The sequence below is a fragment of the Kosakonia sp. SMBL-WEM22 genome (assembly GCF_014490785.1).
In the GTDB taxonomy this organism is placed as follows: domain Bacteria; phylum Pseudomonadota; class Gammaproteobacteria; order Enterobacterales; family Enterobacteriaceae; genus Kosakonia.
Genome location: NZ_CP051489.1, coordinates 1 through 18,285, shown reverse-complemented (window position 1 = coordinate 18,285; position 18,285 = coordinate 1). Strand labels below are relative to the sequence as shown.

General features: G+C 50.0%; 17 protein-coding genes and 2 pseudogenes. 6 read left to right on the top strand and 13 right to left on the bottom strand.

Annotated elements, in window-relative coordinates; all coding sequences use genetic code 11:
* Positions 1-115 precede the first annotated feature (115 nt).
* Positions 116-604 carry a hypothetical protein gene (locus HF650_RS24370; RefSeq protein WP_187802900.1) on the top strand — a complete coding sequence of 163 codons (489 nt, stop codon included), beginning with the start codon at positions 116-118 and terminating at the stop codon, positions 602-604.
* Positions 605-677: 73 nt separating this feature from the next.
* On the opposite strand, the pseudogene HF650_RS24365 reads toward HF650_RS24370, so the two are convergent.
* The 11 genes and pseudogenes from HF650_RS24365 to HF650_RS25440 form a co-directional block, all read right to left on the bottom strand.
* Positions 678-821 (bottom strand): annotated as a pseudogene (locus HF650_RS24365) (IS630 family transposase); the annotation flags it as partial.
* 210 nt (positions 822-1,031) lie between these two features.
* Positions 1,032-1,799, bottom strand: coding sequence for a hypothetical protein (locus tag HF650_RS24360; protein WP_187802939.1), 768 nt, complete (start codon positions 1,797-1,799; stop codon positions 1,032-1,034).
* A 113-nt stretch (positions 1,800-1,912) separates the two neighbouring features.
* A complete protein-coding gene (locus HF650_RS24355; protein WP_187802899.1) occupies positions 1,913-3,151 on the bottom strand; it encodes an IS110 family transposase in 1,239 nt (412 codons plus the stop codon).
* 272 nt (positions 3,152-3,423) lie between these two features.
* Complete coding sequence (locus HF650_RS24350) at positions 3,424-3,840, bottom strand: type II toxin-antitoxin system VapC family toxin (RefSeq protein WP_187802898.1); 417 nt, start codon at positions 3,838-3,840, stop codon at positions 3,424-3,426.
* On the bottom strand, positions 3,837-4,067 hold the full coding sequence (vapB, locus tag HF650_RS24345; protein ID WP_187802897.1) for a type II toxin-antitoxin system VapB family antitoxin: 231 nt from the start codon (positions 4,065-4,067) through the stop codon (positions 3,837-3,839). The genes HF650_RS24350 and vapB overlap by 4 nt, the downstream gene beginning before the upstream one ends.
* Before the next feature lie 473 nt (positions 4,068-4,540).
* Complete coding sequence (locus HF650_RS24340) at positions 4,541-6,796, bottom strand: P-loop NTPase fold protein (protein WP_187802896.1); 2,256 nt, start codon at positions 6,794-6,796, stop codon at positions 4,541-4,543.
* Position 6,797: 1 nt separating this feature from the next.
* Positions 6,798-7,883 carry a hypothetical protein gene (locus HF650_RS24335; protein WP_187802895.1) on the bottom strand — a complete coding sequence of 362 codons (1,086 nt, stop codon included), beginning with the start codon at positions 7,881-7,883 and terminating at the stop codon, positions 6,798-6,800.
* A gap of 284 nt (positions 7,884-8,167) precedes the next feature.
* A complete protein-coding gene (gene ompL, locus HF650_RS24330; protein WP_187802894.1) occupies positions 8,168-8,863 on the bottom strand; it encodes a porin OmpL in 696 nt (231 codons plus the stop codon).
* 77 nt (positions 8,864-8,940) lie between these two features.
* Positions 8,941-10,209: an oligosaccharide MFS transporter gene (locus tag HF650_RS24325; protein ID WP_187802893.1), complete on the bottom strand. Its 1,269-nt coding sequence runs from the start codon at positions 10,207-10,209 to the stop codon at positions 8,941-8,943.
* A 1-nt stretch (position 10,210) separates the two neighbouring features.
* Positions 10,211-11,524 (bottom strand): BNR repeat-containing protein, encoded by a 1,314-nt coding sequence (locus HF650_RS24320; protein ID WP_187802892.1) that lies wholly within the window; start codon positions 11,522-11,524, stop codon positions 10,211-10,213.
* 469 nt (positions 11,525-11,993) lie between these two features.
* A pseudogene (locus HF650_RS25440) lies at positions 11,994-12,091 on the bottom strand (AbrB/MazE/SpoVT family DNA-binding domain-containing protein); the annotation flags it as partial.
* A 457-nt stretch (positions 12,092-12,548) separates the two neighbouring features.
* On the opposite strand from HF650_RS25440, the gene HF650_RS24315 reads away from it, so the two are divergent.
* The 4 genes from HF650_RS24315 (at position 12,549) to HF650_RS24300 (ending at position 14,546) form a co-directional block, all read left to right on the top strand.
* Positions 12,549-12,845, top strand: coding sequence for a hypothetical protein (locus tag HF650_RS24315; RefSeq protein WP_187802891.1), 297 nt, complete (start codon positions 12,549-12,551; stop codon positions 12,843-12,845).
* Positions 12,846-12,901: 56 nt separating this feature from the next.
* Positions 12,902-13,231, top strand: coding sequence for a hypothetical protein (locus HF650_RS24310; RefSeq protein WP_187802890.1), 330 nt, complete (start codon positions 12,902-12,904; stop codon positions 13,229-13,231).
* Between the two features lie 89 nt (positions 13,232-13,320).
* Entirely contained in the window at positions 13,321-13,761 is a 441-nt protein-coding gene (locus HF650_RS24305; protein WP_187802889.1) for a hypothetical protein, read from the top strand.
* Positions 13,758-14,546 carry a site-specific integrase gene (locus tag HF650_RS24300; RefSeq protein ID WP_187802888.1) on the top strand — a complete coding sequence of 263 codons (789 nt, stop codon included), beginning with the start codon at positions 13,758-13,760 and terminating at the stop codon, positions 14,544-14,546. The genes HF650_RS24305 and HF650_RS24300 overlap by 4 nt, the downstream gene beginning before the upstream one ends.
* A 76-nt stretch (positions 14,547-14,622) precedes the next feature.
* Here the strand turns inward: HF650_RS24300 and HF650_RS24295 are convergent, their stop codons facing one another.
* Positions 14,623-15,066 (bottom strand): DUF6386 family protein, encoded by a 444-nt coding sequence (locus HF650_RS24295; RefSeq protein WP_187802887.1) that lies wholly within the window; start codon positions 15,064-15,066, stop codon positions 14,623-14,625.
* Between the two features lie 143 nt (positions 15,067-15,209).
* On the opposite strand from HF650_RS24295, the gene HF650_RS24290 reads away from it, so the two are divergent.
* A complete protein-coding gene (locus HF650_RS24290; RefSeq protein WP_187802886.1) occupies positions 15,210-16,550 on the top strand; it encodes a hypothetical protein in 1,341 nt (446 codons plus the stop codon).
* Between the two features lie 754 nt (positions 16,551-17,304).
* Here the strand turns inward: HF650_RS24290 and HF650_RS24285 are convergent.
* Positions 17,305-18,285: a RepB family plasmid replication initiator protein gene (locus HF650_RS24285; RefSeq protein ID WP_042716117.1), complete on the bottom strand. Its 981-nt coding sequence runs from the start codon at positions 18,283-18,285 to the stop codon at positions 17,305-17,307.

The following is an 18,285-nucleotide window of genomic DNA, read 5'->3' as shown; positions in this document are numbered from 1 at the left end:
GATAAAATTGACATAGAGATCAGTCAATTAAATTATGTACATTATGAACCATTGACGGCATTCATAATTCTGTATAGAGTGATCGCACACCCCACAGAGTTAATAGCCTAAAATTATGGAACTTATCGATTGTCCTTCCGAAGCTGTTCGTAACATTGTCTACTGGTATGATGAAATTAAAAAGTATCCAGAACATGAAATGACAGAGCGTTTGAGTTTTGTACGGTGTTGGTATGCATGCTATGTTAATATGAAGTGGTATTTCGCTCCGAGCAAATATATTGGCTACAAAGACATTGATTTTGATTCATATCTTGTGGCTGATGACCTTGATGGTAAGAAAACTGAGCGCGTTCTCCAGCGATTCCGCCAGGCACCAAATAAAGCACAATTATCTGAAATTCACGAAGTTATGGAAGAAGTTTTTTTCCATGCAAATCGTACGCTTCACATAAACGCCAAGATTTTTATATTGCCAACCGGAGATGATGATGGCATCAATCTTACGACAACAGAAAGACAGACTGTTACTGCTATAGTTAATATGGTTGAATCTTTACCATCAGAAGTTCAGAACGAAGTTATTCGAAAATTATCCTGTTAAATTGTGACTTATTTAGCCGTCACCATAATTTATGAATCGCAAGGGATAATCTAAATAAGTGGTCCTAATACCGCTACGCTTTTGTCAGTCCATGTTTTCTACCTGGGAACAGACTGACGGTATCCATAAAGTGACGGACTTTTTTCAACAATTGCCACATTGAGAGGTGCTGATAATTGTGGGTTATCGTGTCATGCAGCACTTGCCATAGCCGCTCTGACCTCCCCCACCGCTTAGTACGTTCAGTTCTTAGCAATGTCCGCTCCTGGCACAATGCGGACAAGTTACCTGAGTGAAAGTTCCGCTGTGAGCGAGGAGCGGAAGTTAGCAATCGAGTCGGCACATGGATAATTAGTTTTGCTGTGTATTAAAGAAAAGGGAACATGTCATCGCGATTAGAAATGACGACTGACAGCTTTCCATTTCTCTAAGCTCCTTCAGACTCGCAATTTTGCTTTCGATGACAGGATAAGCGTACAGCCGCTTGTTTAATCTGTTCGATCACCTCTGCCCTGAACTCCTGATGCCCATAGGTTGCTCTGGGATGAGCAATCCTGAAGCAGGTCGCATCCCCAGCCTCAAACTTCCATATTTTTTTAGGAGTGACTGATAGAGTCTTAGAACCGCCCAAATATTTATTTGATAAACACTTTATAAAATGGTCGGTTAGTGAACCACATGCAAATATTACAAAATCAGGTTTTAAATGCCCTATCTGGGTCGCCAGAAGCCTTAATGAAACAGACGCTATTTCCTGAAGTTCGTTTTCAGAGCGGAGCAGTGGGCTCTTTCGGTCATAATCCCATGCAAATAAATTTGCATACACTATTGCTTTAGGGGGTAATTCTAGTTTTCGCGCCAGCAAGAAATAATACTGCATAAAACGGCTTCGTGATTTCGTATTAGGAGTGCACTTATCCTGATGCTCTTTGTAGCGAGTTACCGCTTCTTCAACTACATGTTCGACAGTAATATTGGGCATCAGGCCCAGAACCCGAGCAATTTTATTTTTATGATTTCCAGTATTCCATCCTGCCGTTTCACGCCCAACCAGCATGATTTTTACCGGGGAGTGCCAGTACTCTTCAGAGGGAACAGGAAGAAATACTCCTGAATACTTATCCTCCATGAGTGCAAACGCTTGAGCGTTAAGACTTTTAAGGATTTCTATATACGTTTTGATCAGAGCTTCCATACTTTTACCTGTAGCTAACTCCATGATGAATTTCCTTTTGGCATCTTACTAAACTTCAGGCAATGCGATTAATGAAATGTCCGCTTCACGCCCTGAGACATTCGACAAGCTTTTTATGGCTTCAGTAAGGGGGACTTTCGCGCTTCCAGTGCCAGCAAGTATTTCGCTTCGTCGTACCGGGTTTTGGTCTTCCAACAACGGTAAATGATCCTTATCCATTTAAACGCCAGAGCCCGGATAGCTGATTGATGCGATTTCCCTTTTTCTCGCTGGCCCTGGTAATAAAGTCTGGCCCAGTACGATGAGTTAACCGTCTTCGCAGTCCATTCCACGAATGTCTGTCGGACGAACTTTGCGCACTGCCAACGCCAGTGTACCCAGGATTTTTGACCACTTCGCTCGGTTACTGGTGCGATGCCAGCGTAGTTTTGAATTTCTTCTGCGCTATTGAAGCGGTCGCGGTTATCACCCAGTGCGGCAAGCATCCGTGGGCCCATACACGGTCCCATTCCAGGGAGTGATTTGAACAGTTCTGCATCCGGAAGCGTATCGAATAAGGATTCAATACGTTCGTCGTAGGTTCTGATTAGGTCGCCTGTCAGTTTGATTTGGGATGCAAGTGCTGTTGCCATCAATGCATTTGCCTCGATGACAGTTTTATCTGTGGTCAGGGGAATAGCGCTGGCAATACTTGCAACCCGCTGTTCGGTATATGCAACAGCAGGACCACCTTTAGCGTTCATAAAATGACGGACAGTATCGCTGCGAGCCCGTTTGAGTCGTTGCAGGCTCGGCCAGCGAATGATTAGCTCGCAGAACAGAGAGCTGTCCCGATGAGAGAACCATTCCAGGGGCTGGGGGTAATACTGCTTAAGTGTGTTGATGAGCCGATTAACAAAGCGACGCTTGTCTTCGACCAGCAGTCGGCGCTGCTCAACTAATTGCTGGAGTAATCGGATATCCGGATTGTCGGCTTCAATGGCTTTTATCTTGTGGGGATAACGTAGCATCAGGTCTAATGCCAGCTCAACGTCCTGCGGATCATCCTTCGCACCGCTGGGCCAGAAAGCCTGTCGGTAGCGGGCCAGTGACAAGGCGTGTACTGGAAAAACAGTGACAAATGGGTACTTCTGGAGTGCATAAACCACCGGGCCTTTCTTCAGCTCAATGGCAATAGCAATCCTGCCTTTCACCCTCTGGTGTAACTCATTGAGCCAGATATCAAGTGCCTCAGGCGTATGTTCAATCACATGAAATATGCGATCACCGTTTTTAAACTGAACGCAGACATCGTGTTTTTTATCCGCCCAGTCCAGACCAACATGAGCAGCAAACTGATCTTTCGCAGTCATCACCAACTCCTTTTATCGGGGATTTGTATGCATTCCACGCTCTTCGAAAGAATATAGTCAGCAGTTTTTCTGCATGCCCTGAGTATTCGTTAGCGAACGTGGAGCACTTACTGGCTCGAAAGCAAAGCGGCAATCATCAAATCACATGATTCTGGCACAATATTCGTAACCAATAAGCGCGTACCCTGAATCACTTAAAAGTGTAACTCTCAGGGTGTGAATGACTATATCTGGCACAAAGCGGACCTTTATTACTTCAAATCTGACTGAGTCTATTTAACCCAGTCTTCCAGGATCAGATCCGGCACCCGCTCAAACTCCCTCATATTATTCGTCACCAGCACTGCACCGGCCGCGATGGCGTGCCCGGCAATCGCCGTGTCGTTCGGGCCAATTGGCGTGCCGGCGAGGCGCAGCGCAACCCGGATTTCCGTGGTGGCGTCCACAGCGGCGCGGTCCCAGGGCAGCACAGCATCAAGGCGGGAGCAGAATGCGTCAACCAGCGCCACGTGGCGGGGAGAGGCCTTCGGGCCGTTTGCACCGAAGCGCATCTCGGAGTAAGTGATGGCCGAGACCACAATGCGGTGACCGCGCAGCACTGTCTGCTCAAGGCGCTTCAGCACCGCTTCCGGCTGCTCACGCATGATGAATGAGCAGATATTAGTATCCAGCATATACGTTTTGTTCACAGGTCAAATCGTCCTTCGTCGCTGACAACGTCCTCGCGCTCAGCCATAAAATCCGGATCGGCTTTTTCGAGCTCCAGGAATGAACTCCAGGTCGGCCGGACGGGACGGAGGATGATGCTGTCCCCTTCCCGGACGATTTCCAGTTCGCTCACCCCCTCAAAATCTAGATCGCGGGGAAGGCGGATGGCGCGGTTGTTGCCGTTTTTAAAAATGGATACGGTTCTCATGAGTTCTCCCTGAGTCCGGACCTTTCCGGACGGTAGTATGCGTCGGGTGTGCGCATATGCTTAGTATAAGCAGATGCTTTGCAAGTGTATATGCATAACATATGCAGATGCCTGACATATGGATATGTCCTGCCTATGTTAGTTTCTCTCTTTTCCACTCAGATCCGATTTCTGGCAGAAGCGGATCTTCATCAAGCGGAGAAAATGGCGGTCGTATGGGAAATGTTTTTTGCTGATGCAAATAGGGTCTGAACATGGGCGCAGGGGAAACACAGAAGAGTAGCGCGTCGGATCTGTGACGCATCCGGAAGGGCGCGGTCAGTTGGCCGAATATTTACGCCAGGCCGCCGTGGCGCGAGGGGGCCGCGTCAGGGCATCGTGTCCATGACCGCGGCCACTCAGCGCACGTAGCTGCCCGCAGCTCTGGTACCAGAATACCTGCTTGGGGAAGCCTCTTAGCTGCTGTTGTCGGTTCAGTAGTCCCTGCCGTTACTGATAGCCTCCAGCACGTCGTTCTGAAGGCCGGAAAGGGCAGGGTCATTTTTTGCGACAATCTCATCAAGCCTCGCCCTGTAAAGGCCTGGCTGATCCGTCAGTTTCTCAGCGGTAGTGATATCGAGCCGGAAATAACGCCCCCTGTCGCTGCTGGTTACGGGAGAGCGCATACACAGTAGAAACAGCAGGAATGCTGCATCCTCGCTGCACTCTTCTTCCACCCAACGGTCCACGGTTTCCATGCCGGCAATGTCCCGCCACGCCCAGAGGTAGCTGCCCGTTTCGTCCAGCTTATCCACGTCGTGGTCCAACGCCGGTGGCGACATCTTTTCTGCCATTCCCTGACGCAGCCTTTCCAGCTCAACGGCGGAAAGGAACTTTTCGCTTTCCATGCCCGGACGGTTACCTGCCGCCCGGTGCAGCCGCATCACGTCACGAAAATAGATGGCGGCCCACGTCGAACCGGCGCTTTCTTCGAGCAGCTCCTGCAGCATGGCTAGCGCTTCCGGACGACTGGTGTCCAGAGCCTGTGCGATCAGCTGCGTGGCCAGTTCCTCAATCCCAATCGACTGATATCGGTACATGAGGCCGCGCTGCCGGTAGTAGTAGAGCATGACTTCATCCGCGTGAACGAACAGGAAAGCCAGCAGCCCAGCGCGCGCCTGCGCGCCTGCGGCAAGCGTCACCGCGGGCGTCAGCCGCGTAAGGATGTGCTCAAACCAGGTGCGGGACGACACGCCGTTGTCGGTGACGCTTTCCAGCAGTTGCTTCGCCAGCGCCTCCTTGTCCTCTGAGGCAAGGCGGAGGATATTCTGCACGTAGCCCTCAGACAGCACGTTGCCGGGAGCCGAGAAGGCAAAGTAGTAGCGCCAGTACACCGGACTGGCCAGGCGCCGGCGTGCCGTAGCCGCATGGGCTGAGTGTTTGTCTTCATCCTGAAACGCAGCGACGCCCTTTTCCCTGCGCCCCTGCACCCCGGGCACCCACCGCCCCAGCTCCCACCCGGACCGGGCGGCGTGAGTGGGAAACTGCGCCAGCGCGTGGTCCAGGGCCACAGTGATTTCCTGCTTTTCCTCATCCGCAAGTGTGGCGTCACCCGACATCTCGATGGCGCGCTCCGAGAGGTAGCGCTCGGCCCAGTCGTGAAGCGCCGGATTGGTGACGCGGATAAGCTGCAGCAGGCACAGATCAGGGAACCAGACGTAGTCCTTCATGCCGGCATAGCGGAAGCGAATGGCGCTGAGCGCCTGACCGACCTCGCGCGGCGTAGCCAGCGCCTCTCCATAGACATCCGTTGCCCGCTCCAGCGCAGACAGGGTTTCAGCATCCGGCGCGTCGCCGTGCACCTCGCGATAAAGCTGTGTGGCTTCGTCACGGAAGTGTCTGCGCAGCGTGAACGACTCGGGTCGGGGCAGGCTGAAGGAGATCGGCACGATTTTCTGCAGGTACAGCTGGCCGTCCTGCACGCCCAGCCCCTGATGAACGGCGTGCGCCAGCACGTCGCGGTCGTAGCACATGACGTAGCGGAAGCGCGTGAAATCCGCCACCGAGCGCACCAGGCGCAGCACCTCCACCGCCTGCGAGGGCTCCAGCCGGTCCAGATCGTCAATCACGACGACAAACGTTAGCCCGAGCGCATCAAGCCGCGATTCAATCTCGCCGCGCAGCTCGGCGGCCGTTTTACCACGCGCGCTGAGGTCGAGCTTCGCCAGCGCGTCCATGCCCTTTGCCGCCAGCCCAAACCCCGGTACGACGTTGCCGGCAAGATCCGCCAGCGGCGCCAGGTGGCCGGAGGTCTGCTGCACGTACTTCAGCACCTTCAGGGCGGCGCCGGCGTTGCGGCTCTTCCCCTGCTTTTTCCACCACCGCGCGATGCGCTTTCTCAGGCGTCTGTCAGCCTCTTCACGTTGCGACTCGACCTGCTGAAGAATGCCGGCCACCGGCAGCAGCAGCGCCTCGGCAAGGTTGCCACCCGGTCCGCTCAGCCAGGGTGAAAAGTGGATCACGTGCGTGCCGGGCGGGCTCGCGGCTCTGAGGCGGGCGAGCAGCAGGTTCAGCAGGCTGGTTTTACCCGCGCCCCAGCGGCCCTCAATACCGATCACCGTTCCGGCGTCATCCTCCAGCGCATGAATGCTTTCCGCCAGGCCGTCGGCCACCGCCGTGAACCCGTAGCGATCGTCGTCATCGGCAGAAATCGGCGCATCCTGCCCGGCCCTTCTCTCTCCCGCGCGCACGTCAGAGATCCCCGTACAGGGCGCGCAGCTCATCCAGCACCGGCGCCGCCCCAGCATCCGCCACCGCGTCGAGGAGCGCTTCTTCCAGCTGCAGGTATTCCTCCGTCGTCATGGCGATATGGGTGCCATCCAGTCCGAGAACCGCCCTGCCCCCCTCCGCGTGTGGCAGGTACAGGGACACCAGGCTGTCGCGGGCGCTCCACCTGTCCGTACTCCCCTGCCAGGCGCGGGCCTGCATATAGCGGACCAGCGCGCTGAACACTTCCCAGCCCAGCGCCAGCGACACCCGGCCGGCGATCACGAAAAGGCTGAACTGCGGCGCCTGCCAGGGCTGCCCGGGCAGCTGTGGCAGCCGGTTTCCGCGAATCTCGGCGCGCAGAGTGACGTCGGCCACCTCCGCCGTCAGGATAAGATCGTCCGTGACCAGCCCGGTGGCCGCGGCCCAGGCTTTCAGGCTTTCCCCGTCTGACCGCTGCGCCCGGACGACCAGCGGGAAAGCGGCCTTCAGGCGCGCCGGCGTGCAGATGCGCCCGATCGCTTCATCCGGAAAGGCGTTCAGGTTCAGGGCACCGGAGGAAAGCGGGCGCAGCAGGAACTCCGCCCAGGTGGCGTCCACCCCGTGCGGCATGGCCGCCATAAAGGCGTCTGTTTCGGCCCGGTAGTCCACGCCGGCGAGATCGAAGGCCCGGTTGATGTAGTAAGTATCGACGGGAATGCCGTTTTCCGAGGCGTAAATCAGAGCGTCAAAGGTGATGCCCAGCAGGGCCTCCATCGCGGACCAGCTCATGAACGCGCTGCCGGTCTGACAGGCCGCATGCGCCTGAACAAACAGCCAGCGCAGCTCGGCCGGCTTCAGGGAGTGGCGGCCGAAGGTTTCACCGCGAACCACCTTCCGGTAGAGCGTCTCCCGCGTGCCGCCCGGATCGGCCTGAAGGGCAAAAAAGGCATCGTCCGGCGGGGCGGACTTCAGCGCGCCGTCGAGCAGGCGTTCGGTGAGGGCGTTGACCGAGGTGTCCTCGGCGGACGCGCGGGACTTGAGCCCCTCAATGAGTTTTTTCGGAAACCGTAATGTCAGTTGGCTGAGCATGATGCTTTTTTCCTTAATGCTGCTGGATTATAGAAATAATGCATCAACATGAATAAAAAAGCACGCACGAAATAAATATGACATCATGTCTTGAATAGTAATTCACTTTTCCTTCATTCACTTTTCTGCACTCAGATCCGAAAAAAGTAAGTTCCGGTGGCGATCACTCAGAAACTCCGCAACAATCTGCTTCACGATATAGCCGGTGCATTCTGAATATGTTGCTATGAAGCATAGCGTATCCCATCGTTATGACGGGATACATTACTGACTCAAATAATTACCTAAAAATAATATCTTATCCCAACCCTGAAACGATATTGTTCACGTTCGTACTGATTCCATCGATCAAGCCATGATGCCTCTAAGTAGGGCTTCCACCGTGGTGTCAGGGTATAAGTCAGCTTGTTATTAAGCTCCCAGTTATGATCTTTCCCGTTTTTACTATGGAAATCTTTAACATGAATAAAATAATCCGGTTCAAAAGTATAGGCCCATTCTTCATTAATTTTGAGGTTCCAGTACATAACAAACTGATGTGTGCTGTCTTTATTTTTATTACCATTAAGATCCACGCTGTCGTAGTTTTTATTATTGTATCGGTATCTTAACGTGACATTAAAATCAGGAATAAATTTATAGTTAAAATCAACATATGGCGATACAGTTGAACCATCAGCGTTGTCTGTGAGAATAAGCGCGGGTGAAATAGTGAGCTCCGTGGTAGGCTTAAAAAGCGGATACCATCCTTCGAGTTCATTATAGCTGTGCTTAAACTGATCCAGTTTACCGGTATTGTAGGCATTAGTAAGCATAATGCCTGCACCACCATCAAAGTTATATCCTCCCCGCAGAACAAATTCATGCTGCTCTGAGGCGGTGTTAAAAGCTTCACGACCTTCAATCCACGCACCAGCCGCGAAGGCTGAAATGGGATGAATAGCACTGATAATAAAAAGGAGAGGCAGGTTTGCTTTCATTTTTACTCCTGAAATTTGAGCGTAATTTGTTGTGACGCCAGTCCTGTTGAAAGGCATTAATATTAAAAAATAATTTTTTATTTCATTGCGTTAACGTCTTGTGTCGCATTGTGCATTGATTTCTCCGTCGATAAAGATTTTTGTTTTCCTAAAAACTTCACCCCTGCAAGCGTAACTAACCACGCCGCGCAGCCCATAGCCATATATGTGGAGGCGAAGCCATGCTTGTCGTAAAAATATCCAGCCAGTGGATTTATTGCTGTAATTCCGAGGTAATTAAAGCATCCGAGTACCATATAAATGGTTCCGGTCAGACGCTTATCGAAATGCTCGGCGAGAAATTTAAAAATTGAAACCAGTAACAGTGCCATTTCCAGACCATAAAGCGGTTTAATGACAATAATCATCCAGGGATGAGTTGCGAGGGCAGACAGCACAAGACGGAGCCCAATAACGAATCCAGCAAGAAGAAGACCGTTGCGGGCTCCTATCCGGTTTACCAGAAAAGGGATCGAGAACATCAGCAAAAATTCACATGCTGACTGCACAAATCCCATATACCCCAAGACGGCATTACCTGTCTGATGGTCGGCAAAGAACGTCACAAAATAACGTGGAAATTGTTGTTCTGCGCTTTGCATCATCCAGATAATCCCCCCATAAAACAGCATCAGAACCCAGAAACTGGCATGCCGGAACAGCATCCGGACATCTTTGCGGTTTACGGGATCTTTTCTTGATGCATTCACTGCCTGCCAGTCAATGCCGTCGCCCTGTGTTTTAAGGGTAAAAAGAATGAGTAAAACAGCAACTGCACCACAGGAAGTGATGATAAAGTTAAAGTGAGGATTTATATTAAATAACTGCCCGGCAAAAATAGAAGCTATTGCCCAGCCAAGAGATCCCCACATTCTGACCCGTCCGAATTCAAACCCGAATGCCCGGCTGTATCGGTCTGCGTATGTTTCAAAAACCAGTACACCAGCAAGATAAGCTGTACCCAGATACAACCCTCCGAGGAGCATGCCCAAAACCATGCTGGTCATCAGCAGATACTGATATACATAGATAAAAAATGGAGCTGCGAATACCGAAGCAATAGCCACGCAGGTTAATAAAGATTTTTTTAATCCAAGTTTATCCATGATGAAGCCAAACGCCGGCTTTATTGCGAGCGCAAATAGCGCATTTACAGACAGCGTGTAGCCTATCTGTGTACTGGTAAAGCCGACATTATCTCCAAGCCAGATAGCCAGAAATGACCACGTTGTTGACCATGAAAAATAAAAAAGAAACAAACATAAGCTTATCCGCATGTAAGCGTTTTTTGACGCTGACGAAATCATTTTAATCTCCTTTCTCTTCCGTGAAACATTTGGTAGTTATCAGTGTTAACATACTTGGCCGTATATTTTTCCCTGAAGAGATATCCCTTCGAATAGGTAACGCTTCCCAGCGCAAAAAATAAGATGGAGATGATTGATACAGCTCAGGTATGATCTGCACTTTTGCCTCCGCATCAAGGCCTTCGCAAGGTTTATAAAAATGTTCAGGAAGAGGTGAGACAGGGCCTGAAAAAGTCTTTATGACATCCAATGTTTCTTGATCCAGCAACCAGTTTCCACTCTCGCCAGTGGATAATCTGAAATCAACACTGAGATAATTATCTTTTAAATAGGGTGCAGAGATAATGACATCCGGAGGAATGGAACCCATCCCACTAAACTCCCAGCGGAATTCCCAGTCACTGATTTGTTTTATCAGCCATTTATTCCCTTCCGGTCTGGCAATCCAGGCCTGAGAAAAGCCTTTTTCATCATAACGATGCCAGGTAATTAACGGCTTACCTTTGGCACTGAAACCAATATTCTGGCTCATATTAATCAGCCCGTGTTTTACAGAACTGCCATCAACAATATCGCTCTTCTGCAAGGTGATCGGCACGGGTAAACGATAGCCATCGTGCGAATACCATTTGAGCAGATCCGGACTGCGTGCATAGGAAAGATCATGGCAGGTTTCGCAGTGTGGTGTATCCCTCCACATCCAGATCATATGCCATTGATTATCCGGACCAAAGACGGGTAAACGGGCATATGCATTTCTGAGTTCTTCACCACTTAATAATGGATTGCCCTGTAATCTGAACCATTTATTTTCATCTTCGTTCCAGCAGTTGTAGATATCATCACCGTTTCCGCTTTCTCCATCGCGATAACGAAAAAAAAGCTCTCCATTTCTGCCATAGAAAAATAACGGATAGGTGGAACTCCCCTCCCTTATTCCAGTCATTTTCCTCTGAACAAGAGAATGAATATCATAAGGTTTTGTTGAGCGGAACCAGACCAGTTTGTCTTTATGCATATTTCCGGAGAGATGAATATGTCCTTTACTGTCCATTGCCAGTGTGAGGTAATTGTGGCTATCATATTCAGTTTGATGCATAAATCGTTTTTTTTCTGGTAACCATTCACCTTCCGGATGGCTTAGCTTCCATGTTTTCTCGTCAGGATTACGACTTGCTACCGTTATAGTATGATTTTCATCATAATAGGCAACATAGCATTTATCCTTGACCAACAGTGCATATTCAACTGTAAAATCAGAACAACAGAAACCAATTTCAGATATTATGGTTTCTTGATGCATTTCATTCTTCATTTCAATTCCTCTCTTTTTACCCTGCAACCATCCATTGAATTAATATCAATCTACTCATGAGGTTACCACTACCAGGCTGAACAATATCAAATAATAAAATATATCAATTTATAATTTGTTAACCACGTCACAAAGAAAGTTTGATTGTTTTATCTTCTTTTTATTATTTAGATGTGTTGCACTCTAGGTGTATTATATTTATATAAAACTTAGTTCTATTGTCCTTGGTTCGGGTTTTAACCACATTATATTTGCGTGGATGTTTATATAGTTAGGTCGTCACGAATATATATCTCCGTGATAACTCTAATTATGGTGAGTCACGTTAAAAACGTGAAGTATATCTTCCTGATTATTGTAATTTTGCCATATAATCACCAAAAGTGGCTGAAATACAAAGGTGGCATTAATTCATGTCCTATGTAAAGGGATTGAACGAGTACATATACTGAGTAAATACCAGGACAAGCCGGACGATCTCCAGTTTTCTCACTCCCTCAAAATCCAGATCGCGGGGAAACGGATGGCGCGGTTATTACCGTTATTAAAAATGGATACGGTTCGTATGTTGTCCAGCTGTTTATGGCTTCATGGCCGAGCCTATCATTACTTCCTTCATTTTTATCAAAGATCCGGTTTCTGTGAGTTCCGGATCTGCAGATCGTCACCCGCTGCCCGCCGGCCCGGAAACACAACATGTGCCATATCATCAGCTGCTATTTCTTCCATATGTTGTGTTTTAGGCCATGATCGTGACCCCGGTGCCCACCACCATAAAAGGGCGCTTTGCTTGTTCCCTGACCGTGGTACACTTCCGGATATTCGTGAATACGCAGAAAACCGGATCACACCGGAACGGTCATCCGGTAATTTACCTGTGTGTTTATATTTATGCTTATTATCAGTTAGGTAATGATTGCGTAAGGTGAAAATCATTCGAGTGACAGTCGCAGGATTGTGCTCCGCTGATTGTGCTGCGCGTTATCATTACCCTGAGTGGCTATTCTATAAGAAGGGGTAACGAATGGATTATGTGGAAATGATTGATACCCTCATTGCTGATGGTCAAAAAACAATATCCCTCGTTTCAAATAAACGTCCTACCGACGATGAAAAAGTCTTTGTTGGGGAATATCTCGTACTTGATGAAAGCGGAGATATCGTTGCCAGAAAGATACATACTCCGGAAAGTTACGGCTGGTCAATGGTCGACTGGCAAGGGGTTAGGTCAGGCAATAATGCTGAAGTCCTCATGAGATGGGTTGATCTGAATGACAGCGCTCAAGCAAAAGGGTGCTTCTTTCTGACAGGTTATGTCTGAATGAATTCGGGCAGGCAGGAAAAATGGTAGGCGGGATTTTTCAATAAGGAAGGCGTATGTGTGTTTTTTGTAAGGCGGACCGGAATTACTTCCATACTGCAGAATGTGTGTATGACCAGCTGGTTCAGGAGTACCCCGTGATGTGCCTGCGGAATTTGACCCGGACTGGCACCTGCTACATCCTCCGCGAACTGCTGTCTCCGGAAGGACGCGTGCTGGCCATACAGAACGCGCCTCCGGAGACGGGATGGCGGTTGCATATGCGAGACAACGAAACGGTTGATGAAGAGCTCGATTTGCGGCAGGGGGATATGATTGAACTGCCCTCCCAGGAGAAGGCCCGGCAGGTTTTCATGACATTATGGGAATGGGCGGCGATCTCGTGACCGGCGGGATTTGTCTGGAACGAAAATAACAGAAGGCAGAATTTAAGGCACCAGTGCAGCTGCTGGTCGTAACAATACAGAGTAGAGTAATGCACAGCATGATGAAAGAAATGCGCAGCCATTTTCCGGTGCGGAATGTGCTGATTCAGCAGTCGCTGGATATGTTTGTGGTCAGACGGGATGAGGACGGGAAAATCATGTTCCCCCGCAACTCCGATAACCGTTTTCCGGTGGGCCGGATCCGCAAGCGACTCGCGGCGTGGGGCTGGCGCGGAGAACGCCTGAATCAGGAAGTTGCACGTATTGTCGCAGGCCCAGACCACAGGGATGCGCACCGAGAACCAGGATACAGCATTATTTTCCCTTACGGATGGGAACGTAAGCAGCTCACGCCTGAAATGCGGAGGATGTTTCCCCGTAAGACGGGTCGCCGTGTACTGATTATGCTAGATGAATTAAACCAGTATCTTGCGCCGGTTAAGCGGCAGAAGCTGTCGGAAGACAATGGCGAAACACCAGAGGTATCATGAGTTTTCCATCCCCTTACGGACACCTGCCTGCCACAGAGAGAATCCAGCTCCCGGTACCAATAGACTATCCGGCAGCCCTGGCTCTGCGCCAGATGGCACTTGTTCAGGAGGAACTGCCAAAGTACCTTCTGGCCCCGGAAGTCAGTGCCCTGCTTCATTACGTCCCGGATCTGCACCGCAGGATGTTGCTGTCAACATTGTGGAATTCCGGTGCCCGCATAAACGAAGCGCTGGCCCTGACGCGCGCTGATTTTAACCTGACGTCCCCCTCCCCGTTTGTTCAGCTGGCCACACTGAAACAGCGCACGGAAAAGGCAGCCCGGACGGCAGGCCGTGCGCCGGCCGGCAGCACGAGTCACAGGATTGTTCCCCTGTCCGACAGCCACTACGTCAGCCAGCTGGAGATGATGGTGGCCACGCTGAAGATCCCGCTGGAGCGGAGAAATAAGCGCACCGGCAGAATGGAAAAGGCACGTATCTGGGAGATCACCGACAGGACAGTCAGGACCTGGCTGAATGAGGCGGTTGAGGCCGCAGCGGCAGACGGTGTGACCTTTTCCGTGCCGGTGACCCCGCACACGTTCCGGCACAGTTATGCCATGCACATGCTGTATGCCGGCATCCCCCTCAAGATCCTGCAGACCCTTATGGGGCACAAGTCCGTCAGCTCGACGGAGGTATATACGAAAGTCTTTGCCCTGGATGTCGCCGCACGCCACCGCGTCCGGTTTGAAATGCCGGGTGAAGAGGCTGTCGCCTTACTCAGGGGCATTAACAGGGGCTGATATACGTTAACGGCTCCCTGCGTCAGCGCGATTTAGATGGAGCTATGACCTGTCAATGGACATAAGGCTCCATCTTTTATATCCGGACAGGCTCTTCTACAGAATTATATCTTTCCCGGGTCGGCTCAAAGCAAAGTTCTATTACATTTCCTGCGCGAGAATATTTCATGCTGTAGTAGCCAGGCGCAAAGCTCAAGGTTTCTCCTTCGATGACATCAGATCCGTCGGGCTCCAGATCGCCTCCGGACGTGTCCTCGCCTGCCCCGATAAAAACGTTGCCTGACGGGAAGTGCAGATTCAGTGTACCTGCTTCACCTTCAACAGATTCCGTCACCTTAACGATGTAGTCACCATCAGCGCCCAACCCAAGAAAAGCGATGTTGCCCTTGTTCACTTCAAGGATCTCATTCTCCTCAATGGTCCACCAGTCAGGTGAATCAGGAACTCTGTGCTTAACCGCATCAATGTCAAATACTGAAAGCGTTGCAGTGTCAGTGAAAACTGAGAATTCTTTTAACATACAGATCTCATTTAGATATTTATGAACTAATTATAATGGTCATGTACAACTGGCTCGCTCCTTACTGAGCAGCTCAATGTGTTAATCTCCAGTACATCAATCCCATCAGCGACTTACTCACACAGAAAAGGAAACTGTTCTGTATGGCCATGAAACTTGTCCGTAAGAAATCACCTCGGGGTGGTCTCATCCGCTGGCTGGACAAGGACGAAGAAACCGCCCTAAAGAACGTGTCCGGACGGCGGATTTTTACCGGGCGTGATCAGTACGTACTGGCAGAAAAGATCCTCCTGGAAATGCGCCAAAGGGAAGCCTGGCTGCAGTGTGACTGTGTGCCGGGCGATTCGCCGGCGATGAACAGCGCTAACCTGATGCAGGACACTGGTACTCTTTTTCTGGCCGGATTTAACCATGAGCATGCGCCTGACTGCGCGATGTTCCGTCCGTTCAGTGGAGATACTGATGCTACATCTTCTGGAACCCGTAAAACAGCAGGCAGCAAGCGTATCAGTTACCGAAGTTTTTTGCCGCCTGACGACTCCGAAACCAGGATTAAGTCTCCGGGGCGTCTGGTCGCTCCGGCAGGTGAGCGTACTCGCCGGACTCGACGTTCGCGTATTGCGCGCCTGCTGCTTTCGCTGATAGAGGACGCAGGACTTAACCGTCTGGCCACGTTACACCCCCTCCCTGTGACTGGAGTGATGGAATCCATTAATGCACTTCGGGCTGTCGCCGAAAATATCGAATTTATCCACGCTCGCAGACTCTCGGAGATTGTACGTTTTTCGCCAGCGATGAGTGAGAACGGCAAGGAAAAGCTAATGCAGGAACTGGAGCGTCCAGACACTCACTGGCCAGCAGGCAAAACGCGGATGTTCTTTCAGATTTTTATGTCCGATCAGGTAACCCGCGATGAAGTCTCGTTTTGTTGGCCGGGCGGAGAGCTGCAGTTTCGTCCGGAGCGCGGCGTAAGTATTAATGGCGAAGCCCAGGACGGTGCGCGCCCCCCCTACTGGGTCATTCTGGCCTTTCGCCGGGGGATGGATGGCAGGGTTATCTGCAGCGAAGGATATGCACATGCCTTATTCCGCCGTGGATGTCCGGTACCAGTCGACAGCGGACTTGAGCGCACTACCATCGAAAGCTTGGCTGAAGTTGCGGGCTGGGTTGCAAAAAAACCTGATGCGCCGGCTCTGAGTCTGGAAAAACCGCTTTTTGATCTTGAAGTGACCCTGAACGGCGAAAAAGGGTTTGTTCTGCCGGATTTCATAGTTACAGCCAGCAAGTCGGGCGGAAAACATCATACTGTGGTGATCGAAACGATGGGATATACCGACGATGATTACTGCGAGCGAAAGGCGGAACAGCACAAAGGCATGCGTGAGTTGGGTTTGCTGCAGACTGATCCTCCCCCCTGGCCACAGGAACTGGATAAAACTTTCTCGAGACATGTTTTTGGCATCTTCATGAATCTTATCGATTAAGGGGGTCAAGCCTCCGGTTAACAGCGCGCAGACCACGGGTGCATAGAGATTAGTCTGCCAGGATACTAGCGCTATCCAAGTTTAATAAAGTAATACCTTCATCCATGCTGCCCACCTCTTGTCCCTTATCTCGCGCAAAGGTCGATGCAGAACAACATCAGCATCACTACGTGCTCGCGTTCTCTCAATGCTTACCAGTGAGTAAATTCAGCGAAAGATAGGCTGCTCATTCCGATGCAAATGGAGGCATTTTGCTTGCATCTGGATGATTACCATCTTATTTCCTGCATTTGTCTTAATGAAAATATAAACTGTAGCAAGCATGTGCTTACTACAGTTTATGTCATAAGTTATGGCGAGTGAGATGAACCACAGGCCGAGAAGTATAAACTATAGCAAGTTACTATCTCGCTATAGTTTATGTTATTCAATAGATATCACTCCCTTCCCTAACGTAAGCCACTAATTCATTAGCCAACGAGGTAGCAAGCACTTACAAACATAGAAAAATAAGCTATAGGGAGCAGAGCTAATTCTGGCATGTTGATACATAAGCTATAGTGAGGATTATCACCTAATGATGAGTGAAACATAAACTATAGCGACTAAATAGCAGCCAGGATCGGCTGACCGAAGGACAGGGTTTGCAAAAGTACTCGCCAAATAATATGTATAAGCTGTAGTAAGCACTGACCTCGTCGGTACTCACTGGCGATGAGAATTGAAGTGTGATTAATTGTTCTCGCTTATTCGATTACTTATTACGGAAGAGTTTTTCCAAGTCGTCCATGGTGATGCCAAGCTTTTCAAGGAGCTGGAGTTTTTCGGTAAGTTCTTGATCGGGAGGGCTTGCAGGACTGCCAGTCAGCTTAGGATTCTCTTCGCTAGCGTCTTTAGGTGCTTTGAGCTTGGGACGACGGTAATGTACGTTAAACAGCACGCTGCGTCCGCGCTGCATCTCGGTGTAATCAAGGTAACCAATCTCTTTGAGCTGCTCCATAGCCCGGCGAACGGTCTGATTTTGTGAGAATACTGGTGATTTCAGGCTTAATCTTGCTCTTAAGCGTGCCAGCGATATAGGGGCAGGATCTTTTGGCAGACTCTCTATAAAGGTATATAGCGCCTGAGCAGACTCGCGGCGCTTCAACGCGTTTATAGCCTTAAGCTGAAGAAGTACTTTTTTATCAAATTCATAGAGTTCGAATAACCGCGGATCCGCCTGCAGAACCACGATATCACGTTCGGTATCATAGAATGCAGATTGTACCAGATGAGTTATATACTCTTTGGTATGCTTTTCAGTGGTGCGGGAGAATGATATTACCGTGCCTGCTATACGCTTCAGTGAGGGGCTGATGCGCTCCCTGAGTTTGCGTGAGGACTGGCTCGATGGGATCCCACAGAGTTTGGCGAATTCAACGAATGATAGCTGAACCTTATCGCCTATCACTTTATGTTTGGCAAAGGAGTGGATAATACCCACCCAAGTTTTAAAGTCATTATCCATATCCAGCCTCGGACCTGTGATCTCGACTTTGTCGAAACCCTCCGCTTTGGCCAAGGACAAACGCGTCAGCTCTTCGGTCGCATCAGTTTTTGATAACGTATTCTTTTTACTATTTTTCAGTGATTTGAGTGTTGGGACGAAAACACCAAGTCGCATTAGCGCGACTGGCTGAACCGTATTATTAGAATTTGGAGTGAGGGTAATAAGTTCACCAGTAGACTTATCCAT

Bases quoted from the DNA above. Each gene is read 5' to 3' on its own strand.
- HF650_RS24360 (WP_187802939.1), bottom strand. From the start codon at position 1,799: ATGGAAGCTCTGATCAAAACGTATATAGAAATCCTTAAAAGTCTTAAC.
- HF650_RS24305 (WP_187802889.1), top strand. From the start codon at position 13,321: ATGCACAGCATGATGAAAGAAATGCGCAGCCATTTTCCGGTGCGGAAT.
- HF650_RS24370 (WP_187802900.1), top strand. From the start codon at position 116: ATGGAACTTATCGATTGTCCTTCCGAAGCTGTTCGTAACATTGTCTAC.
- HF650_RS24285 (WP_042716117.1), bottom strand. From the start codon at position 18,285: ATGGATAAGTCTACTGGTGAACTTATTACCCTCACTCCAAATTCTAAT.
- HF650_RS24295 (WP_187802887.1), bottom strand. From the start codon at position 15,066: ATGTTAAAAGAATTCTCAGTTTTCACTGACACTGCAACGCTTTCAGTA.
- HF650_RS24355 (WP_187802899.1), bottom strand. From the start codon at position 3,151: ATGACTGCGAAAGATCAGTTTGCTGCTCATGTTGGTCTGGACTGGGCG.
- HF650_RS24315 (WP_187802891.1), top strand. From the start codon at position 12,549: ATGGATTATGTGGAAATGATTGATACCCTCATTGCTGATGGTCAAAAA.
- HF650_RS24325 (WP_187802893.1), bottom strand. From the start codon at position 10,209: ATGATTTCGTCAGCGTCAAAAAACGCTTACATGCGGATAAGCTTATGT.
- HF650_RS24290 (WP_187802886.1), top strand. From the start codon at position 15,210: ATGGCCATGAAACTTGTCCGTAAGAAATCACCTCGGGGTGGTCTCATC.
- HF650_RS24320 (WP_187802892.1), bottom strand. From the start codon at position 11,524: ATGAAGAATGAAATGCATCAAGAAACCATAATATCTGAAATTGGTTTC.
- ompL (WP_187802894.1), bottom strand. From the start codon at position 8,863: ATGAAAGCAAACCTGCCTCTCCTTTTTATTATCAGTGCTATTCATCCC.
- HF650_RS24300 (WP_187802888.1), top strand. From the start codon at position 13,758: ATGAGTTTTCCATCCCCTTACGGACACCTGCCTGCCACAGAGAGAATC.
- HF650_RS24335 (WP_187802895.1), bottom strand. From the start codon at position 7,883: ATGCTCAGCCAACTGACATTACGGTTTCCGAAAAAACTCATTGAGGGG.
- vapB (WP_187802897.1), bottom strand. From the start codon at position 4,067: ATGAGAACCGTATCCATTTTTAAAAACGGCAACAACCGCGCCATCCGC.
- HF650_RS24310 (WP_187802890.1), top strand. From the start codon at position 12,902: ATGTGTGTTTTTTGTAAGGCGGACCGGAATTACTTCCATACTGCAGAA.